The organism is Hungatella effluvii (assembly GCF_003201875.1).
Lineage (GTDB): Bacteria > Bacillota > Clostridia > Lachnospirales > Lachnospiraceae > Hungatella > Hungatella effluvii.
In genome coordinates this window covers 529,345-545,384 of the sequence record NZ_QJKD01000001.1, presented here as the reverse complement: position 1 = coordinate 545,384, position 16,040 = coordinate 529,345, and the positions used below count along the sequence as shown (strand labels likewise).

The following is a 16,040-nucleotide window of genomic DNA, read 5'->3' as shown; positions in this document are numbered from 1 at the left end:
GACGGGAGGGAAGATTATGCCATGGTGGAAGGAAGAGCCGTGGAGGCTGATTCAGACGAATCTCCGGGAAATCGATATGCAGGATTTATCAGCGGAACGGTATGCTGCGGATTTAAAAGATTTCCATGCTACGGTTGTCCTGCTCAATGCGGCGGGAATCAGCGCGGGATACGATACGAAACTGCCGTATCACAGCAAAAATCCGTATCTGACAGGGGACAGCCTGGAAAGAATCGTGAAACTCTGCCATGAAAATGGTATACGGGTGATTGCCAGAGCCGACTTTTCAAAGGTAAGGCGAAACGTGTACGAAATGCATCCGGAATGGGCATTTCGAACGGAACACGGCGATGTAATGGAACAAAATGGCTTTGTCCAGACGTGTCTCTGCGGAGATTACCAGCAGAAATACGCCTTTGAAATTCTGGAAGAGCTTTTCGGACGGATCCCATTCGATGGTCTGTACTGCAACATGGGCGGCTTTCAGACAAGGGATTATGAATTTCGGGATTATGGATTCTGCCACTGCCGAAGCTGCCGCGAAGCGTTTCGGAATTACTCGGGAAAAGAACTTCCGGAACAAAGAGATTCGCAGGATCCTGCCTGGCGTGAGTATGAGGACTTTCAGAAACACATGCTTACAGATTACCGGAAAAAGATGGCAGGTTTCCTGAAGGGGATAAGCGGGGAGATCTGTTTTGACGACGTAGATTACGCCAGGATTGAAGCGGCTACAGAGGTAAGCACACGCCTGCCCCACTGGATCTACCATGCTTCCAGCAACTGCCGGGCAATCATTGGTGACGGCACATCCGGAATTATCTGTTCCAATACCTCTGTAAGCTATCCTGGTTACGGTCTGCGCCACGCGTCGGTGAGTCCTGCTCTGCATGCCATGCGTCTGTGGCAGAATATGGCGAACTTAGGAGCCCTGGACTACTATCTGATTGGAAGGCTTGATACGGCGGCGGACAGAAGCGCATTTGAAACCGTAAAACGTATTTTTGCATTTCGTGAGAAACATGATGCGGTATACCGGAATCTTCGTTCGACTGCCAGTGTTCTGCTGCGAAGAAAGGACCGATGGGTGGCCACGGAAGAAGAAAAAGGCTGGATTCGCGTTCTGACGGAAGCACATATTCCGTTTGCGGAGATCTTGCCTGACGCGATGAAGCAGGCAGATTTGAGCAGGTACCGGGTGGTAATTCTCGCTGACGAGGGGGAACTGGAGCAGCAGGAAGGAGATCGGATTGATGAATATGTCCTGCGGGGCGGAACCGTAATCGCATCGGGGCAGAACCGGATCAGAGAGTCCCCCGCCGAAAGCGGAGGTACGAAATTCCTTAGAAGCTCCGGCATTCTGAAATTAGAAAAGGAAGACCGGCAGGCCATGTCTGCACAGCTGCTTCTGGAAAAAGAAGAAAAACAGGCATTTCCTTCTCATCAGGCCATCGATGCGGTTCCAGTGGGAGACACCTACTTTTTCCTGGAGTGGGACGAAGCGGCGAAGACTTTTCTAAAACTGATACCCCTTCAGCCCTTTGGTCCGCCGGAATGCTGTTATTCCCGGGAAGTATGGGACTATCCCGGCCTGATTGATTATACGTACGGTTCCGGGAGATATTTCACTCTTCCCTGGCTTCCTGGAAGCTTCTACAGTAAAACAGGCCATTCCAATACAGTTGGAATCATGAGAGATATTCTTACAGAGCACTGCGGCCTGGTAAGTGTGGCTGCGGACTTAACACCGATGGCAGAGGTCACCGTATCTGAGGATGACAGTGGTCATATCCTGATCCAGCTGGTTAATAACAGCGGCGCCTTTGGTCTCACATTTTTCGATCCGCTGCCGGTGGAACAGGTAAGCCTGCAGATTCCAACAGAAAAAATACCGGTAAGTGTTATAAGTCTTATGGGAGGCCATGTGACGTGGCGGAAGGAAAATGGAACCCTGTTTCTGCTGCTGGACCGCCTGGCAGAGTACGATGCCCTGAGAATAGAATTTGAGGATGGAGGAAGTGCCGATGAGAGACAGTATTCATAAGTATTTCAGGATGGGAACCATACTATGGATGAGTTACCCGCCAGCCCAGTATGGTTTTACAGAACCGTTAAAAAAGATCCTGAGCGACGATTATTTTGACGCAATAGAAGTGAAGTCGGTCGAAAACGAGACACAAAGAACAGAAGCAAAGGCACTTCTTGCCCAGTCTCATATGACTGTATGCTTCGGCGCGCAGCCAGGGCTCTTAAGCCGTGGATTAAATCCCAACTCGCTTGTGGAGGAAGAGCGGAAGGAAGCGGAAGCCTTTCTCTGCGCTTCCATCGATGAGGCGGAATACCTTGGCGCGGAGGGAATTGCATTTCTGTCCGGCGCATGGGAAGAGGAGACGAGGGAACAGGCCTTTGAACAGCTAAAAAAAACCACACTGGCCGTATGCAGATACGGAGCGTCAAAAAATATGACTGTAAATCTGGAAGTATTTGATTACGATATGGATAAGAAAGCGCTCATAGGGCCTGCGCCTTATGCCGCGAGATTTGCCTCTGAAATCAGATGCTTTTGCAGGAATTTTGGCCTTTTGGTGGATCTGTCCCATTTCCCGACCACATATGAGACGAGCCGGTTTGTTATTCAGACTCTGAGACCGTACATTACCCATCTTCATATTGGAAACGCGGTGGTGAAGGAAGGGTGTGACGGATACGGTGATAAGCATCCGAGATTTGGATATCCGGGCAGTGCCAACGACACTCCTGAATTGCTTGATTTCTTTCAGGTATTGAAGGAAGAGGGCTTTTTTAGGAAGGATGATCCTCTGGTGCTGTCCTTTGAGGTGACGCTGCGGCCAGGAGAAGACGGGGATCTGATACTGGCCAATACGAAGCGGGTGATTAACCGTGCATGGGCTCTGCTGGAGGATTAGAGAATGAAGATTGTAATATTGGATGGATATACGGAGAATCCGGGGGATTTAAGCTGGAGCGGATTCGAAGCGCTGGGTGAGGTGACAGTCTATGACAGAACAGAGGGATCACAGATACTGGAGAGAATAGGCACTGCGGAGGCGGTGCTGACCAATAAGACGCCTATGACTGCGGAGACGATGGCGAAGTGCGGGAATCTGCGTTATATAGGGGTTCTGGCCACCGGATATAATGTTGTGGATCTGGAGGCAGCCGGCAGACACGGCATTACCGTGACAAATGTGCCCGCCTACAGTACTGATTCCGTGGCGCAGCATACGATGGCGTTAATTCTGGAACTTTGCAACCATGTTGGCGTGCACCAGGAGAGCGTCAGGAATGGTGACTGGGTGCGGAGCCGGGATTTCTGCTACTGGAAGCAGCCAGTCATAGAACTGGCGGGAAAGACCCTTGGAATTGTAGGGTACGGAAGGATTGGGGAGCGGACGAAAGCTCTGGCAGAGGCGTTTGGCATGAAGGTCCTGGTGACATCAGGCCATCTTGGTCCCGGTGTGCTGCCGGGAGGGACGGCAAGAGTGGTAGATCTCGAGACCCTGTTGTGCAGTTCGGATTTCGTGTCTCTGCACTGTCCTCTGACAGAAAAGAACCGGCATATGATGAATAAGGATTCATTCAGAAAGATGAAGAAGAGCGCATATGTAATCAATACCTCCCGCGGCCCTCTGATCTGTGAGGACGACTTAAAAGAAGCAGTATTAAACGGTACCATAGCAGGTGCTGCGGTCGATGTGGCGGAGGAAGAGCCTATGAGGGCAGACAGCCCGCTTCTGGATGTGGAAGGAATTCTTGTCACTCCACATATTGCCTGGGCGTCGAGGGAAGCCAGAGAACGTCTGATGAAGATTGCAGCAGAGAATTTAAAAAAGTATGCGGCGGGGATACCCGTCCATGTAGTCAGTGAAATACCCCGCATTCATTAGCGGGAGTCAATATAATTTGGAGGAAAAAGAAATGAATATCAGTTTATTGGAGCCAATCGGTGTACCGGAAGAGATGATCAACAGCCTGGCAGAGGGCTTAAGAAAGGAAGGGCACGTATTTACGTATTACGATACGAAGACCACTGACGTGGAAGAACTGAAGAGACGTTCTGCCGGACAGGAAATAGTGATGATTGCCAACAATCCCTATCCTGATGAAGTAATTCAGGCCAGTGACAGCTTAAAAGTGATCGCAGTGGCGTTTACAGGAATCGATCATGTGGGACTTGCAGCCTGCAGGGAGAAGAATATTGAAGTTCTCAACTGTGCCGGTTATTCCAACCAGTCGGTGGCAGAACTGGCTGTAGGCATGGCAGTAACTGTGATGAGAAAGATTCTGGAAGGTGATTTCGCGGTGAGAAACGGCAGGACTGCAGCTGGCCTTGTCGGAACGGAAATCTGCGGCAGAACTGTGGGCATCGTAGGCTGCGGCCAGATTGGTTTTAAGACAGCAAGACTGTTCAAGGCATTTGGCGCCGAGGTGCTGGCATACTCCCGCCATGAAAAGGAAGAGTGGAAGGAAGCCGGGATCCGCTTCGCAGATATCGATACCTTATTAAAGGAAAGTGACATTGTATCCCTTCATCTTCCGTTAAATGAAATGACAAAGGGATTTTTTGACGGAGAAAAGATTGAGAAAATGAAGGAAGATGCAATTTTGATTAACTGCGCAAGGGGGCCGATCGTTGATAATGCGGCTCTGGCAAAGGCGCTGAATGAAGGCAGGATCGCTGGAGCCGCCATCGATGTGTTTGATATGGAGCCGCCGATTCCCGCGGACTATCCGCTGTGCAGTGCAAAGAACGTTCTCCTGACACCTCATGTCGCCTTTGCTACAAAGGAAGCAATGGTTCGGAGAGCAAAAATAGAGTTTGATAATGTTTACGCATATCTTCAGGGAAAACCGGAGAATGTATGTAAATTCTGATCCGGCTATTCGGGAAAGGATAGGAGTACATGACAGGAATCGTCTTTCAGAAAATAACCGTTATGTTTCTCATTTTAGCTGTCGGAATCCTGTGCTGCCGATGGAAGCTGATTGATGAAGAGGGCAACCGGAAACTGTCCAATCTGCTTCTGCTTCTGGTCAATCCTGTTGTCATATTCGTGTCTTACCAGATGGAATATGACAGCAGGCTGATCCGAAATCTGATTTTGGCATTTCTTCTTGGGCTGCTCTGTTTTGCTCTACAGATCGCAGTCTGCAGTCTGCTTATCCCTGCAGGCGGCAAGTCAGGTCTTCTGACCCGAAAAAAAGAAAATAAAAATTATCAGATCGAAAGGCTGTGTGCCGTCTATTCCAACTGCGGGTTTATCGGAATCCCCCTGATTAACAGTCTGTTTGGAAGCGAAGGAGTCTTCTATCTGACCGGCTATCTCACGATCTTTTATCTGTTTCTGTGGACTCACGGCGTGATACTCATGACGGGAAAAGCGGACAGACGTACAACCATAAAGAATCTCTGTTCTCCTGCTATTATCGGAGTGCTGCTGGGGTTGTTCTGCTTTGCGTTTCAGATACTTCTCCCGGATACGGTGGTCGAAGCGTTAAGCAGCATCGGGAGTATGAATACTCCCCTGGCCATGCTGGTTGCTGGAGCCGCGCTGGGGCAGACCAGTCTGCGCTCCTGCGTTGGAAATGTAAGAATCTATTATATATCCATGATCAGACTGCTGATCATTCCATTCTGTCTTATTCTGCTGTTTCAGTTTCTGCCGTTTTCCCCGGTTTTACTTTTGACAACGTTAATTGCAGCATCCTGTCCTGTAGGCGCCTGCTGTACCATGTTTGCACTCACATATGGAAAAGACGGAGCATATGCATCCCAGATATTTACGGTTACCACTTTGCTTTGCATCATAACGATTCCGTTTGTAGTGGCGGCTGCGGGGATTGTGGGGATTGGATAGTTGGGAAACGAGGACAGGAATTGGCGTTGCGCTGAAAGGGTATGGGAAGCGGTAAAGGAATGGGGAAACGATATGGAATGAGAAAACAATATGGAGAGGATAAAAAATATAAGAAGTGGGAGGATTCAAAATGGAGAAGACTGATTATTTGAAACACCGGAAAAACAGTGTTGTGATAACGGTTCAAAGGCCGGATGGAAGTCCGGTCAGTAAAAGGGAGGTGGAGATCCGGCAGACGGGTCACAGTTTCCTGTTTGGATGCGGCGCATTTGAGACGCTGAACATCACAGACCGTGATTCTGAACCGGAAAAACGGGCATTCTATGAAGAACGCATGGAGAAGTGGCTGGAACTTTTTAACTTTGCGACGCTGCCGTTTTATTGGGGACAGTTTGAGGCATCAGAAGGAAATACGAGAGCGGAAGCGGTCAGGCAGGCAGCTCTCTGGTTGAAAGAGAGAGGCGTTAAAGTAAAGGGACACCCACTGTGCTGGCATACCCAGACAGCGCCATGGCTTTTAAATCTTGCCAATCAGGACATTTTGAAGAAGCAGCTGGCGCGGATCCGGAGGGAGGTTACGGAATTCCAGGGACTGATTGATATGTGGGATGTGATCAATGAGGTCGTAATCATGCCGGTATTTGACAAATATGATAATGGAATCACCCGCATCTGCAGGGAACTGGGACGGGTACAGCTGGTCTCGGATGTTTTTGGAGAGGCGAGACGCAGTAATCCAGGCGCTGTGCTGCTTTTAAATGATTTTAATACCAGCCCCCAATATGAAGAATTAATAGAGGCGTGCCTGGAAGCGGGCGTTTCCATTGATGCGATTGGGATTCAGTCGCATCAGCATCAGGGATACTGGGGAAAAGAAAAGCTTCTTGAGGTGCTGGCACGGTTTTCGCGTTTTGGACTTCCTGTTCATTTTACAGAAAACACATTTATTTCCGGTCATCTGATGCCGCCTGACATCGAAGATTTAAATGATTACCAGATCGCAGAATGGCCGACTACGGCGGAGGGAGAAACAAGACAGGCTGAAAACGTAGAAGAATTTTACCGAATTCTGTTTGCAGATCCCCATGTGGAAGCCATTACCACGTGGGCATTTCAGGACGGCGCGTGGCTGGGTGCTCCGGCCGGTCTGGTGAGAACGGATAATTCAGAAAAACCGGCCTATGAGGCTTTGAGACATTTAATAAGAGAGGAATGGAACACCAGCGAAGTAAAGTGCACCGATGAATCAGGGCGGGTGGAAGTATGCGGATTCAACGGGCGCTACGAAGCAGTGATTGATGGAGTGGTTAAAAACTTTGAAATAAGGAAGCGGCAAGAAGGCGGAAAGCAGGAAGGTGTGAGACGGCAGGAAGAAATTGCAATTACGCTGAACTGAGTGAATGATTTTTCGGAAGGAAGTGATAAATGTGGCGTCTGAGTATGTACACGATATGACTTCCGGCAATATCCCGGGACAGCTTCTGGCCTTTTCGGCTCCCATGCTTGTTGGAAACATTATACAGCAATTTTATAACATGGCGGATTCTGTTATTGTCGGTAATTACGTCGGCGCCCGGGCATTAGGCGCTGTGGGGGCCTGTAATTCTTTAAATTTCCTCTTCTTTTCTCTGTGTTCCGGGATGGCCCTTGGAATTGGCGTGATTATGGCCCAGTATTTTGGAGCCCAGTCGGAAGTTAAAGTTAAAAAAACGATTATAAACGGATTTTTTCTATTGACAGTCGTGTCTGTGTTAATGGGAGGAATGGGATATCTGCTGGCAGAACCGGCTCTCAGGCTTCTCCGGACGCCAACGGAATACATTGGGGATTCCGTTACATATTTAAGAACCGTATCCTGCGGAATGGCAGCAGTGGCAGCCTACAATGGAGTCGCAGCCATGCTGCGGGCATTGGGCGACTCGAAAACACCACTGATTTTTCTCGTGCTGGCAAGTCTTTTAAACATTGGACTTGATTTGCTGTTTGTTCTCTATTTTAATATGGCAGTCTATGGTGTGGCGATAGCAACCGTGATTGCTCAGGGAACCAGTGCAGTGGGATGTATGATTTTTGCTTTTCGGGTGAATCCTTACTTTAAAGTAAAAAGAAAAGATATGATTCTGGATCGGGACATTCTTGGCCAGTGTATCCGTCTCGGTGTTCCGGTCACCTTTCAAAATGCGCTTATAGCCGTATCAACCTCCTGCCTTCAGGGCGTTGCCAACGGATTTGGTCCCAGTGTGGCTATCGCATATACCATGACAACCAGGCTGGAACAGCTGATCGGCCAGCCATACAGCTCTATGGCCTCCGGCATTTCGACGTTTACGGGCCAGAATATGGGAGCGGGCCGGATTAAGCGGGTAAGACAGGGGCTAAGGACCGGACTTATTTTTTCCGCCGGTTTCAGCGCGGTCATGCTTTTTCTCATGCGTTTTGGCGGTCATTTGATTTTACGGCTGTTTGGCAATGATACAGAAATTCTCGATATCGCCGTAAATGCGCTGAAAATTACAAGCTTTTTTTACTTTCCGCTGGGTGTGATCTACTTAATCCGGGGCCTGTCTAATGGAGCCGGAGACGCGGCCTATTCCATGATGAATGGAATTGTTGAGGTATTTTGCCGCTTTTTCTTTTCCATGGTGCTGACCAGGATTACCGGGATCGGCATGTGGGGAGTCTGGCTGACGACCGGATTTACATGGAGCCTGACCGCCCTGGCCAGCGTGGTACGCTATAAACAGAAAAAGTGGATGAGAGGATATCCGGGAATATCCGTTAATAATTATGTTCAAACAGAGAAAAATGTATGCAAATTCTGACAAGAACGATTTTACGTAAAATCAATTCTGGTTTTAAAAGAAATTAGTTACAACTAAAATATGACAGAGTGTTTTTACCGATTTCTCACATACTATGAAAGGAGCAAAAAATTGTCTCCTTTCATTTTTTATAAGGAGGTATGTGAGATGACGGGAAAAAAATTCCACAGATATGTGGTGGCTGCGTTTTGGGTGAGCCTGGTGTTTTGCATCGGCTTCTCTTATTTCTATATGAAGTGGGTGATACCGGACAAGCTGAATGTCGTAGCTGAAGAAGAAGAGCAGTTTCATTTCTCCATGCCTTTTGGAGTGACGCTGTCTTCAGACAGTGAGGAAGTGGTTTTAAGTAATGGTTCCAATATTCCGACGGATCAGATTAACCTTTCCGTGAACCAGCCGTTTTCTGTATATTCAGAAAATCAGGGAAGCTACAAGATTGGCTTGAAGCTTTTTGGCTGGCTCCAGCTAAAGGATATCCAGGTGGATGTGGTGGATACGAAATACGCCATTCCATGCGGAACTCCAGTGGGAATTTACTTAAAATCTGATGGGATTATGGTGATTGGTACGGGGGATATAACGAAGAAAGACGGTATGATTGTAGAGCCGGCCTTTGGAGTGCTTCAGTCGGGGGACTATATTGAGGCATTTAATGGAACACCTTTAAAGGATAAGGAAGCGCTGGTTACAGAATTAAACAAAAATGGTACCAGCGAGGCGGTTTTGGCAGTCCGGCGCGGAGATCAGGAGATCGAAGTGAAGATGACTCCGGTGGAGGGAGAGGATGGAAATCCGAAGCTGGGCGTCTGGGTCCGTGACGATACTCAGGGTATTGGAACCATGACTTATATTGACATGAATGGTAATTTTGGGGCGCTGGGACATGGGATCAGCGACAGTGACACAGGCGGAGTCGTCCAGATTGAGGACGGCGCACTATATGAAACTTCCATTTTAGGAATCGAAAAGGGAACTTTCGGAAAGCCGGGAGTCATGAGCGGAGTGATCTACTACGGTCCGGGATCGGTGTTGGGAACGATTCATTCCAATACGGAAGAGGGAATATTTGGTACGGTCAATGAACGGTTTAAGCAGACCGCAAAAGCAGACGCGATACCAATCGGATACCGCCAGGATGTTAAGAAGGGGACTGCTTATATAAGAAGCGATGTTTCTGGTGTTGTGAAAGATTACGAGATCGAGATTCAGAAGGTGGATTATACAACGACGCATAAGAATAAGGGAATGGTGATTAAGGTTACTGATCCGGAGTTGCTGGCAATTACCGGGGGGATTGTGCAGGGAATGAGCGGAAGCCCGATTATCCAGGATGGGAAGTTGATTGGGGCGGTGACTCATGTGTTTATTCAGGATAGTACGAGAGGGTATGGGATCTTTATTGAGAATATGCTGGAGGCGGCAGAATAATAGGAACAAAATATGTAATACGCAAAAATCGAGGATGCCGCTCTGAGCTTCCTCGATCTTTGCGTACATTTAAGAAGTTTTATATGCCGTTCCGCCTTCCCATATTCTTATCCCAGTTCTCCAGACTCTTCACGGATTCGGGATCATCCGCGTAGACAAGGTGAATATTATGCTCTGCGATCTGTTCCAGAATCTCCGCCGGTGGCTCGGGATGCGTTGTAATAATGCAGTGTATCTGTGAGGCACTCCCAAAGATAAACATCCGGTTTCTGTGAAAACTCTGACTGGAAGTGACAAGAATCACCTGCCTTGCGACCTGAATCATAGCCTGCTTTACACCTACTTCAATATTTAAGGAAGCAGTCAGGTTTAAATCACTTGAAATACCAGTAGTGCCGATGAACACCTTATCAGGTCTGATCTGATAAAATATCTTTTCCGCCTCCGGGCCGACGGTACACATACTGCGGCTGAGCACCTGGCCTCCGGCGAGAAATATGGTATGGTGGCTTTGCTCCAGTGCCATGGCGGCCCGGATAGAATTGGTAACGATATTGACCGGTGGTAAGGATTTGATTTCGTTGGCGATCATATACGTAGTGGTCCCGGAATCAAGAGCTATGGCGTCATCTGGATGAATCAGCGTGGCGGCGGCCTTGGCAATCAGTTTTTTGTCCTGTTCATTAAACGCTTCACGAAGACTGAAGGGGATTTGATTGTTTTCATATTGATAGGGCAGCGAAACGCTGCCATGCTGTCTGGAGACAAGTTCCTTTGCCTCCAGATTTGCTACGTCTTTTCTTATCGTTACCAGCGAAACACCCAATGTACTGGACAGTTCAGACAGGGATATGGACCCGGTTTTCTGCAGAGCCTGCAGAATATATTTTTCTCGGCTGTTCATAAGTCATTTATTTTCCTTTCTTACTCTGATCTTTTTGAAATAACAACTAAAGTTATCTCGTATTTCCAATTCAATCTTCCAATTATTAATTCACTTCTTTTCATATCCCATATATAAACACAAAAAATGAAATAAGTATACTTTCTAATATTATTTTTTCTTCTATTTAATTTTAGAATACATGATTTTTGTAAAAAACACAAGAGAAAAACGAAAAAAAAGTAAGATAAAAATTTCGATTGCAAAATAAAATCCAAAAATATTAGTGAAAATGATGGTATACATTTGAAAAAGAAAAGAAAGTGAAGGAAAAATAATAAATAACGATTAAAACGAAATATAAAAAGCAAATAAAAATACATAAATAATTTACATACATGTAAAAATAACTAAAAATATAGCGATAAAATGAATGAATATTGACAAAAAATAAAAAAACAGCTAAGATAAAGTCGAGAAAAGAAACTAACAAACAGAAAAAAGAAATAAAAACGAAAGAAAGGAAAATAATGGAAAATCAGAACTCAAGTTTTCAATACTGGATGCCCGTCAGGATTCTTTTCACAGAAGCGGAACCGGATATCAGAGAAGAAATCGCAGGGGAATCCATAGTCATAGTGACCGATCCATTTCTCTATGAATCGGGGGTAGCCGGGCGGACAGGGGACAGACTGGGAAATGCAGACGTTTCCTATTTTTCAAAGGTTGAGCCGAATCCATCGACAGATACAGTGAATGCATGTGCGGCTATGATCCGGGAGCATGAAGCTAAAACTGTAATTGGAATCGGAGGAGGAAGCAGTATGGATACAGCCAAAGCGGCGGCCTGTCTGGCTTCATCCGGCGGTGTGATCGGAGACTATGCAGGAAAGGGGAAAAGCTTCGGAAAACGAACCGTTCGTCTGATTCTGATTCCTACTACAGCGGGAACGGGCAGCGAGGTCACTAATGTGGGGGTCTATACCGATTCGGAGACGGGAGAAAAGAGACCGGTGGTCTGTCCGGAATTTTATGCCGATCTTGCCGTAATTCATCCGAAATATACTTATACTATGCCACGCAGCGTGACTGCGAATACGGGCATGGATGCATTCTGCCATGCTATAGAAGCCTATTGGAATTTAAACAGCCAGCCGATCAGTGACTCCTTTGCTGTACAGGCGATGAAGCTGATTCTCGATAATCTGCTTACAGCGTACCGCTTGCCGGAAGATGGAGCTGCACGGGAGAATTTATGTACTGCCAGCCTTCTGGCGGGACTTGCATTCGGGCAGACACGGACTACGGGGGCACATGTGCTGAGCTATCCGCTGACAGCAAGATACCACGTTCCTCATGGAACCGGATGTGCCGTTACGCTGCCGGCTTTTATACGAATCAGCGTTGAGAAGGCGGGAAAGAAGATGCAGACGCTGGCGGAGGCACTGGGATATATCGATGTGGAAGCTTTGGCAGATGGTGTATGTGATCTTATGAGATCATTGGAGATGCCGGTCGCTTTGAGGGAAATCGGGACGAAGGCAGAGGAACTTTCAGGCATTGCGAAAGATGCAATGAATTATTATCCACAGCTTTCGCTGACGCCTGCGTTCATGACAGAAGAGACGGTGTTTGACCTGCTAAAATCGGTTTACTGAAAAGGAGTTGTTTCTATGATCTGTGCAGAAAATAAAGAACTGGAACAAAAGGCAAAAGAGATTCGTAAGCTGACGCTTACAAGTATTGCAAAGGTCGGAAAAGGCCATATTGGAGGCGCATTGTCTCTCTGCGAGGTGATGAGTGTCCTGTATTTTAAACAGATGAATGTGCGGCCGGATGATCCGCTGTGGGACGACCGGGACCGGTTCGTGCTTTCCAAAGGCCATGCGGGACCTGTGGTTTATGCGGCCCTGGTACTGCGGGGGTTTCTTGATCCTTCCGAGCTTGAGACCATGAACCATTTCGGCAGCATGCTTCCGAGCCACTGTGACAGGAAGCTGACCAGAGGCATCGATATGTCGACGGGAAGCCTGGGACAAGGGTTTGCGGCAGCAGCAGGGATGGCACTGGGGGCGAAGCTGGATAAGAAGGACTGTTTTATCTATGCAATCATCGGCGATGGGGAAAGCCAGGAAGGATTAATCTGGGAGACGGCAATGCTTGCAGGAAGCAGAAGACTGGATCATTTTATTGCATTTACCGACTATAATAAGATGCAGATTGACGGATATATCGGGGACGTGAATGATTTGGAGCCTCTGGATAAGAAATGGGAGTCATTCGGATGGCATGTGCAGAGTATTGATGGTCACGATATTGGAGCAATTGATTTCGCCATTGAGACAGCCCGAAAAACAAAGGGGAAGCCGTCCATGATTATCTTAAATACAGCAAAGGGAAAGGGAGCATATTTTGCTGAAAATAAACTGGAGAGCCACAGTATGAATATCACGGAAGAAATGTATGTGAAAGCGCTGGCAGAAATAGAAGGCCGGGAGGTGTGTCTATGATCTATGAGAGAGAAGAAAGACCGCTTAAGGAGGTTTACTCAGACCTTCTTGTGGAGTACGGCAGGAAAGATCCGCGCATCGTAATCGTGGAGGCAGATCTGATGAAAAGCGGTTCTACGGACAAGTTTCAGCAGGAATTCCCGGACCGGACCTTTGATGTGGGAGTCGCAGAGGCCAATATGATCTGCGTAGCTGCAGGGCTGTCACTCATGGGGAAAATACCGTTTACACATACCTTTGCAGTATTTGCTTCCCGACGTTGCTGTGATCAGATAAACCAGAGCGTGGCCTACGCAGGCTGCAATGTAAAAATGTGCGGTTCGGATCCAGGCATCACCACCGAGCTGAACGGCGGCACTCATATGGCCATGGATGACGTGGGAATCATGAGAAGTATTCCGGAAATGACAATCTTTGAACCGGTTGACAGTCGGCAGCTGCGAGCTGTTTTTCCGCAGATTATTAATCTGGAAACACCTGTTTACATACGGCTGTTCCGTCCCAATGCCACCAGAATTTTTACCGAGGAAGAGACTGACTTCAGACTTGGAAAAGGAATTGTACTAAGAGAAGGAAGTGATGTTACAATTCTGTTGTCCGGAATTATGGTAGCGGAGGCGCTTAAGGCGGCGGAGCTTCTGGAAGAACAGCAGATACAGGCGGAGATAATCAACATCCATACAATAAAGCCTTTGGATACCAGGCTTATTATAGAGAGCGCAGCAAAGACCGGCTGTGTGGTGACTGCGGAAAATGGGAGTATTTACAATGGACTTGGCAGCGCTGCGGCGGAATGTCTGGCGGAGCACCTGCCAAGACCGATGAAACGGATCGGAGTGCAGGACTGTTTCGGGCAGATTGGCCATGTGGAGGAACTTTTGAATGCATTTCACATGGCAGCCGAAGATATTGCCGCGGCCGCTGCCGAACTGGTAAGAAACAAGGAAAAGGGAGGATTGTAATATGTTTGTTTCAATGAAAGAAATGCTGAACCATGCTCATGAAAATAAATATGCAGTGATGGCTGTAAACTGTGTAAATATGGAGCAGGTTAAGGCATGTGTGGAGAGTGCTGAGGAGGAGTGTTCACCGATTATCTTAAATATTTCTCCAAGACAGATGAGAGAGCACGGACACAGCTATGTACTGACGCCCATGGTGCGTTCCATAGCGGAACGTGCGGCGGTACCGGTGGCTTTTAACCTGGATCATGGAGCCGCATATCAGGATTTTGTGACGGCCCTGCAGTCTGGTTTTTCCAGCGTCATGATTGATGCCTCATCCTGCGATTTTGAGGAGAATGTCAGGCGTACACAGATGATTGCAGCACTGGCCCACGGATGCGGTAAATCCTGTGAAGCGGAGCTTGGCCATGTGGGTAATGCGGACGCGGGTGATGATTCCAACAGTGATTATTATACAAATCCGGAACAGGCCAGGGAATTTGTGAAGCGGACCCACTGCGACTGTCTGGCGGTCGCCATAGGTACGGCCCATGGAAGTTATCCGAAGGGGATGATTCCAAAACTGGATTTTGAGCGTCTTACTCTGCTTGCCAATACGCTTGATATACCCCTGGTGCTGCACGGAGGCAGCGGAGCAGGGGAAGAGAATATCAGAAAAGCGGTTGCCTGCGGAATTAACAAGATCAATGTAAATACAGATGTCATGGCCCATGCGGTAGCAGAGACAGGCCAGGCGCTGAAAGAGAATCCGGAATACGGCTATATGGATCTGTGCATGCGCTGTGAAGACGCCATGAAAGATTTTATTAAGAGTTATATGCGTATGATTGGCTCCAGCATGCGTTATACCTTTGAGAGAACGGCGGGAGCGGAATTCGACTGACCGAAAGGAGACGGCAATATGAAAATTGCTTTAATTAATGAGAGCAGCCAGGTATCGAAAAACAGACTGATCTTTGAGACACTGAAGGAAACGGTTGAACCTCTTGGGCACGAGGCATTTAATTATGGTATGAGCGAGGATGATCCGGACTATGTGATCAGCTATGTGGAAGCGGGATTATTGGCAGCGATTCTGTTGAACAGTCAAACGGCAGACTTTGTCATCACAGGGTGCGGAACGGGGGAGGGAGCCTGCCTGGCCTCCAATATCTATCCAAATGTATACTGTGGCTATGTGAAGGAGTCTGCCGACGCTTTTCTGTTTACACAGATTAACAGTGGAAATGCCATTTCCATGCCGTTTGCTAAAGATTTTGGATGGTGTGCGGATCTGAATCTGAAATACGTGTTCCGGGAACTGTTTTCCTGCCGCCACGGAGTCGGATATCCGCCTGAGCGGGGAGCGGTTCAGAGACAGTTCCGGGAAGGCTTCGAAAGGGTTAAGGGGCAGGTGTCAAAAGACATGATGACGGTCTTAAAGGAGGTGGACAGAGATATCCTTGAAAATACGGTCAGCGGAAAGAATTTTAAAAGTCAGTATTTTGTCCATACACCAGATTCGGAAATCCGGCGTTACATAGCTTTGATTTAATCATACGAGGAGAAAGGAG

General features: G+C 47.7%; 14 protein-coding genes. 13 read left to right on the top strand and 1 reads right to left on the bottom strand.

Features of this window, described 5'->3' with window-relative positions; genetic code table 11:
* Positions 1–16: 16 nt before the first annotated feature.
* From DFR60_RS02265 to spoIVB, 8 genes are all read left to right on the top strand, one after another.
* A complete protein-coding gene (locus DFR60_RS02265; RefSeq protein ID WP_110321425.1) occupies positions 17–2,044 on the top strand; it encodes an alpha-amylase family protein in 2,028 nt (675 codons plus the stop codon).
* Positions 2,025–2,927, top strand: a complete 903-nt coding sequence (locus tag DFR60_RS02260) for a sugar phosphate isomerase/epimerase family protein (RefSeq protein WP_110321424.1) — start codon at positions 2,025–2,027, stop codon at positions 2,925–2,927. The genes DFR60_RS02265 and DFR60_RS02260 overlap by 20 nt, the downstream gene beginning before the upstream one ends.
* Positions 2,928–2,930: 3 nt before the next feature.
* A complete protein-coding gene (locus DFR60_RS02255; RefSeq protein ID WP_110321423.1) occupies positions 2,931–3,908 on the top strand; it encodes a D-2-hydroxyacid dehydrogenase in 978 nt (325 codons plus the stop codon).
* Positions 3,909–3,939: 31 nt separating this feature from the next.
* Positions 3,940–4,896 (top strand): 2-hydroxyacid dehydrogenase, encoded by a 957-nt coding sequence (locus DFR60_RS02250; RefSeq protein WP_110321422.1) that lies wholly within the window; start codon positions 3,940–3,942, stop codon positions 4,894–4,896.
* A gap of 29 nt (positions 4,897–4,925) precedes the next feature.
* On the top strand, positions 4,926–5,879 hold the full coding sequence (locus tag DFR60_RS02245) for an AEC family transporter (protein ID WP_110321421.1): 954 nt from the start codon (positions 4,926–4,928) through the stop codon (positions 5,877–5,879).
* A 130-nt stretch (positions 5,880–6,009) separates the two neighbouring features.
* Positions 6,010–7,275 carry an endo-1,4-beta-xylanase gene (locus tag DFR60_RS02240; RefSeq protein WP_110321420.1) on the top strand — a complete coding sequence of 422 codons (1,266 nt, stop codon included), beginning with the start codon at positions 6,010–6,012 and terminating at the stop codon, positions 7,273–7,275.
* Between the two features lie 31 nt (positions 7,276–7,306).
* Positions 7,307–8,701, top strand: a complete 1,395-nt coding sequence (locus DFR60_RS02235) for an MATE family efflux transporter (protein ID WP_110321618.1) — start codon at positions 7,307–7,309, stop codon at positions 8,699–8,701.
* A gap of 147 nt (positions 8,702–8,848) precedes the next feature.
* A complete protein-coding gene (gene spoIVB, locus DFR60_RS02230) occupies positions 8,849–10,129 on the top strand; it encodes a SpoIVB peptidase (protein ID WP_110321419.1) in 1,281 nt (426 codons plus the stop codon).
* A gap of 79 nt (positions 10,130–10,208) precedes the next feature.
* Here spoIVB and DFR60_RS02225 read toward each other — a convergent pair whose 3' ends face one another.
* Positions 10,209–11,033 carry a DeoR/GlpR family DNA-binding transcription regulator gene (locus tag DFR60_RS02225; RefSeq protein WP_110321418.1) on the bottom strand — a complete coding sequence of 275 codons (825 nt, stop codon included), beginning with the start codon at positions 11,031–11,033 and terminating at the stop codon, positions 10,209–10,211.
* Positions 11,034–11,542: 509 nt separating this feature from the next.
* Here DFR60_RS02225 and DFR60_RS02220 point away from each other — a divergent pair.
* The 5 genes from DFR60_RS02220 to DFR60_RS02200 are packed head-to-tail and all read left to right on the top strand — an operon-like array spanning position 11,543 to position 16,021.
* Positions 11,543–12,670 carry an iron-containing alcohol dehydrogenase family protein gene (locus DFR60_RS02220; protein ID WP_110321417.1) on the top strand — a complete coding sequence of 376 codons (1,128 nt, stop codon included), beginning with the start codon at positions 11,543–11,545 and terminating at the stop codon, positions 12,668–12,670.
* 15 nt (positions 12,671–12,685) lie between these two features.
* Positions 12,686–13,522, top strand: coding sequence for a transketolase (locus tag DFR60_RS02215; RefSeq protein WP_110321416.1), 837 nt, complete (start codon positions 12,686–12,688; stop codon positions 13,520–13,522).
* Positions 13,519–14,484 (top strand): transketolase family protein, encoded by a 966-nt coding sequence (locus tag DFR60_RS02210; protein WP_110321415.1) that lies wholly within the window; start codon positions 13,519–13,521, stop codon positions 14,482–14,484. Before DFR60_RS02215 ends, DFR60_RS02210 begins: the two co-directional genes overlap by 4 nt.
* Position 14,485: 1 nt before the next feature.
* The gene (locus DFR60_RS02205; protein ID WP_110321414.1) at positions 14,486–15,370 is read left to right on the top strand and encodes a class II fructose-bisphosphate aldolase; all 885 of its coding nucleotides are present in this window, start codon (positions 14,486–14,488) and stop codon (positions 15,368–15,370) included.
* Positions 15,371–15,388: 18 nt separating this feature from the next.
* Positions 15,389–16,021, top strand: coding sequence for an RpiB/LacA/LacB family sugar-phosphate isomerase (locus DFR60_RS02200; RefSeq protein WP_110321413.1), 633 nt, complete (start codon positions 15,389–15,391; stop codon positions 16,019–16,021).
* Positions 16,022–16,040: the final 19 nt, after the last annotated feature.